Origin of the sequence: Loigolactobacillus backii (genome assembly GCF_003946275.1) — a bacterium.
GTDB classification, from domain to species: domain Bacteria; phylum Bacillota; class Bacilli; order Lactobacillales; family Lactobacillaceae; genus Loigolactobacillus; species Loigolactobacillus backii.
The window spans coordinates 1-5037 of the sequence record NZ_RHNQ01000097.1; the positions used below are offsets into that span (position 1 = coordinate 1).

General features: G+C 36.8%; 5 protein-coding genes. 1 reads left to right on the plus strand and 4 read right to left on the minus strand.

Annotated features, from left to right (window positions below):
* Window positions 1-357 precede the first annotated feature (357 nt).
* Complete coding sequence (locus tag EKM61_RS11220; RefSeq protein WP_068226304.1) at window positions 358-2394, minus strand: KUP/HAK/KT family potassium transporter; 2037 nt, start codon at window positions 2392-2394, stop codon at window positions 358-360.
* Between the two features lie 262 nt (window positions 2395-2656).
* Here EKM61_RS11220 and EKM61_RS11225 point away from each other — a divergent pair, with 262 nt between their 5' ends.
* Window positions 2657-3016, plus strand: coding sequence for a hypothetical protein (locus tag EKM61_RS11225; RefSeq protein WP_068226305.1), 360 nt, complete (start codon window positions 2657-2659; stop codon window positions 3014-3016).
* An 84-nt stretch (window positions 3017-3100) separates the two neighbouring features.
* Here the strand turns inward: EKM61_RS11225 and EKM61_RS11230 are convergent, their stop codons facing one another.
* The 3 genes from EKM61_RS11230 to EKM61_RS12115 all read right to left on the minus strand — a co-directional run.
* Window positions 3101-3688 (minus strand): recombinase family protein, encoded by a 588-nt coding sequence (locus EKM61_RS11230; RefSeq protein ID WP_068377423.1) that lies wholly within the window; start codon window positions 3686-3688, stop codon window positions 3101-3103.
* Between the two features lie 279 nt (window positions 3689-3967).
* On the minus strand, window positions 3968-4852 hold the full coding sequence (locus EKM61_RS11235; protein WP_143445935.1) for an IS3 family transposase: 885 nt from the start codon (window positions 4850-4852) through the stop codon (window positions 3968-3970).
* Window positions 4837-5037, minus strand: a 201-nt coding sequence (locus tag EKM61_RS12115; RefSeq protein ID WP_263853555.1) for a hypothetical protein, incomplete at its 5' end; no start/stop codon positions are given. The genes EKM61_RS12115 and EKM61_RS11235, both read right to left, overlap by 16 nt.

Consider the following 5037-nt stretch of genomic DNA (forward strand, 5'->3'; position numbering starts at 1 on the left):
TATATAGGTTGATAATGTTTTGTTTGAATTCTTTGTCGTAACGAGTTGGCATGTAAAAATTCCTTCCTTTTGAGAGACGATTTATTCATTATACCCTCTCTTAAAAGTTGTCTCAGGAATCAGCTTACATCCAAGGCAGTAAGGACAATATAGCAAGTAAGATAAAGGAATATTAACTTAATTTTACAAACCGAGAGATCTAAACAAGTTGCTTCTAAATACGTGTTATAGTAAAACACTAAACGCATTTCGATGAATAAAAAAGGTCTGATCTCAGTAAAGTACTGAGATCAGACCATTAATTAAAACTAAATATAATTTTTCTAACTTAGTTGTTGCACTTAAACTACTGCATACTCATTTTTCAGTCTTACTTAATCTGCCTCGATGATAAATTTTCTTTTGGATTAAGTATTGATCCTGATTTTGAGTAATAAATAACGGAGAACTTTCTTCTATGACATTGCTAAACTCCAAACCATACCATGAAATAGGTGAGGCCGTAATTTTCTGCAAATAGATGCGCCCGCCAATCAATCTTCTATCTAACGAGCTTAACTTATCATTGACAATTAAATCTGCTGGTTGTTCCTTTATAATAACAAACTTAAAGTTGCCGACTTTCCGTTGTCGCTCTGTTGAATACGTGGGTATTTGTGGTTCTAAAATACCTTGTTCCACTAGATGATTTACAATTTGATGTAAATAGACACTAACGGATTGAGATTTCCTAAACCCTAAGTAAAGTTGAACGTTAACAACATTATGCGTCTCAAGTAAATCAACTGTATAATTACTTTCATAAGGTGCATTGGTTTCATTGACTGTAACAAACCAATAAACTTTAGCTCTTTTAGGTTGACTGTCGAGAATAGAATACATGGTACTACGCCTAATTTGGTAATCACCCTTAATTTTAGTCATATACACTAAGTTAGTCGTGAACAAAGGTACTGTATTGTCTGCGCTTAATTTAGAGAGTTGATCACGATAGTCAAGAAGTGAAACATACTCGCTTTCTTTCTCATAATGTTCTCTTCGTTTATTTCCAAAGTACCAAAGCCACATAATATAAAGAATGCCCAACATGATTGTTAACGTAACATAACCGCCATGAATAAACTTAACCAAACTTGAAATTAGAAAGATTAACTCAATAAAACCAAAAAACAAGGCAATTATAAGTGCTGTTCCCTTAGCCAGGTGTTTCTTTAAGAATTCATGCAAAAGCACAGTAGTCATAAGCATGGTAATAGTGATCGCTAAACCATACGCGGCCTCCATTTTTTTTGAACTACCAAAGAACCAGACTACACTAATTGTTATTATACATAGTATCCAGTTAACAGTTGCAATATAAATTTGATTTTTTATATTACTTGGATGTCTAATAACCATTCTAGGTAAAAATTTTAAGCCAATTGCTTCATCGACTAAAGTGTAAGAACCCGTAATCAACGCTTGAGAGGCAATAATTGCAGCGAGTGTGGCTAGCAAAATGCCAACTAGGCGCCAAGTTCCGGGGAGCATTTCATAAAAGGGATTTAAGTTCGATAAGTTCCTGTAAGCAGTATCACCTGCATGTCTAATTATCCAAGCACCCTGACCTAAGTAATTTAAAAATAGGGTACTATATACTAGTGGCCATGTTACATAAATATTCTGCTTGCCAACGTGACCCATATCGGAATATAAAGCCTCTGCTCCTGTGGTTGCCAAAAAGATACTTCCAAGTATAAAGATTCCCACTTTGTTAACTGGACTGAATAGTACCCTAATTGCATAATAAGGAGAAATAGCCTTCAATATCATTGGATAATTGATTAGATTAACGATTCCAAAGACAGCCAAAAAGCCAAACCATAAAATCATCACTGGTCCAAAGGATTTCCCAATCACACCTGTTCCAAAACGTTGAATCATAAATAATACGAGTAGAACAACTGTTGTGATAATCAAGACGTTATGTTGAGAATTACTAAACACCACAGGGCCAAGGTGTTGTTTTTTTAATCCCTCAATGGCTGAAGTCACAGTTACTGCAGGAGTTAATGTTCCATCGGCCAAAATGGCCGCCCCACCAATCAAGGCTGGCCAAATTAACCATTTTGAATTTTTTCGAACCAATGCATATAAAGCAAAAATTCCGCCCTCACGCTTATTATCGGCTTGCATTGCGATTACAACATACTTCAACGTTGTAATGATCATTAATGTCCAAAAAATCAACGAGATCGATCCAATCACGTAATTGGGAGAAATATTTCCCATTTTACCGGCGTCACCAATCAATGCATTCATAACATACAATGGTGAAGTGCCAATATCACCGTACACAATTCCTAAAGTAACAAGTGCCCCCGCAAAAGAAACACGTTCTAGTTGCTTATTCATATTTGCTTGCCCCCAACGCTAATTATTGAAATATAGCACTGCAAAATAGTAAGCCTAAACACTAAGAAAAGCAACTTGAATAAAACGTTGTGAATCCAGATGGCTTTTTAGCCAATTCAAAGTCTCATGTGCGATGAACTTTCCTTGAGTAGTTGTAATAGTTAATTCACCCATGATTAATGACCGCATAGACAATATCATTGATCTTAATTACACGTGTTTTTTCTTCTTTAGTGACAGTGATGAAAGAAGATAGTGGATTATGATTATTGTGCTAGCTTTCGTTGGCTTGCTTTTAGTTGGTGTTCAATGGCTGCCAATTAGCGTAAACGGTTGCCTATTCTTATTCGGAATCGGTGGTGGCTATTTTCAGCCAGCTAATATTTCCACTATCATGCAATCGGGTTCCACCAGCAATCAAGGCACAATCGGTTCACTACAACGAATGATTCAAAATATTGCCATTGCAAATGGTACGGCTATAGGATCAACCTTGATTAATTTAACTGCGCCTAATCTTCCCCTGGGGATTCAAGTAACTTGGTATTTGGCTTTGTTCGTAGTAGCCATCATTGTCATTGCTGGAATCTCAATTAACTATTTACACCCAGAAAAGGCCTGAGTAAACTTACTAATTTAATTAGACTTATTAAGTAAAGAAAATAGGGACCCTTTCAGTTAACATGTGCTAACCAAAAGGGGGGCCCTATTTTCTTTTAATACCGTATTTCACACGGTATCGAATAAAGGTCGTCCGTTTAATACCTGTATTTCGGGACACATCAATGTCACTCATGCCTGCTCGATAAAGCTTAAAAGCATGTTGCAAGCGGGGATCGTCTTGGGTGTATTGGGGTTTGCGCCCATGATATTTACCCTGCTGCTTAGCTAAGGCAATCCCTTGCTGCTGACGTTCGATGATCCGCTGACGTTCACTTTCCGCCTGGTACTTATACAATTCAATGATGAGGTTAGTCATAAGTTGACGCAAATTAGGGTCAGTAATTCCAGTCATGGACGGTAAATTCAACACATCTAGGGTGGCACCCTTATTTTGAATGGAGTTCATGATCTTAGTCAAATCCTGGTTGTTTCTGCCTAAGCGATCTAATTCAGTGACCATTACAATATCACCCTCACGAATATAGGCCAGCATTTTTTTCAGTTCTGGCCGATTAGTGTTAGCCCCACTTAATTTATCCGTAAATAATTTATCAACGTCTTTTAAAGCCGCTAACTGTCGATCTAAATGTTGCTCCTTGGAACTCACACGCGCATAACCGATTTTAGCCATTTCCAATTCTCCTTTTGGACAGTTCTAATGAACACTTGCAATGCCTAGTATAGCACAGAAATAAAAAAGACCAATAGGGTATACCCTAGTGGCCATTTAACATCCTTCTAAAACTCATCAGAAATACTTTCATGGTTAAACTTGGGGTTTAACCTTATTGATTTAACATCCTTCTAAAACTCATAAACTTTAGAATTATGCCTAATAATGGGGTTTAACCTTATTGATTTAACATCCTTTGGATTTAGGTCAAGAATCTGGACACATTTTATGTATAATTTAAGCGACTAATTTTTCCTTTTCATTTGGAGTTAAATAATCAATGCTACTGTGAATTCGAGCACTGTTATAAAAGCTCTCAATGTAGCTGAATATTGCAGCATTTGCTTCTTCAAAATCCTGATAATGGTGTTGGTAAACCTCTTCTTTTTTCAAACTGGCGTGAAATGATTCCAAACATGAATTGTCATAGGGACAGCCACGCTTGCTATAAGAATGGCGAATATGGTGTTGCGCTAAGATCTGTTCAAAGCCAGCACTGCGGTACTGGCTACCCAGATCGGTATGCACAATTAAGTTATTAGTCGTCTTTCTAGTTTCAAAGGCTTGTTGAAAAGTGCTGATCACAAGATCAGCAGTCATATGACGGCTGATTTTATGGGCAATGATTTTACGTGAATATAAATCCTGAATGCTTGATAAATAACACCAGCCATTGGCTTTGGTGTGAATATAAGTTATGTCTGCACACCACTTTTGATTTGGACTGGTTGTACGAAAATCTTGCGCGAGTATATTTGAATAATCAGTCGTATCAATATCATTAGTTTGTTGATAATGCCACTTCTTGCGCGTGATTGATTTTAACCCCATTTGGCGCATTAATCGTTGAACTAGCTTAATACTGGCAGTCTTACCTTCTTTTTGTAACGCTTTTAGAATTTTAGGTGCCCCGTAGATACGTCTAGAATTAAAGTAAATGCGTTTAATCGACTGGCTAAGTGTCTTACGACGCTTGGCTTGTGGCGATACATGATTCTGCTGATGTTCATAGTAAGTTGAGCGTGGAACTGAGAGTACTTTACAGGTTTCTTTGATACTATGGTGCTTCAAATTAATATCAACGGCTGTCTGCCAGTCATCTGGGTTTACTTTTTGGCGAATATGGTTAAGGCTTTTTTTAAGATGTCATTCTCACTTTCTAGCTGTTTCAAACGTTTTTGCAACGCTAAAACATCTGATTTGGAAATTCCACTTCCTTTGTCTTCTTTAGGGTCTACACTTTCTGGTATTGGTGAATAACTAATACCGGTTTTTTGTCTGTTTTGAAAATCAGAAAAATAAAAAAG

Coding starts and splice junctions, on each gene's coding strand:
- EKM61_RS11225 (WP_068226305.1), top strand. CDS start 2,657: ATGATTATTGTGCTAGCTTTCGTTGGCTTGCTTTTAGTTGGTGTTCAA.
- EKM61_RS11220 (WP_068226304.1), bottom strand. CDS start 2,394: ATGAATAAGCAACTAGAACGTGTTTCTTTTGCGGGGGCACTTGTTACT.
- EKM61_RS11230 (WP_068377423.1), bottom strand. CDS start 3,688: ATGGCTAAAATCGGTTATGCGCGTGTGAGTTCCAAGGAGCAACATTTA.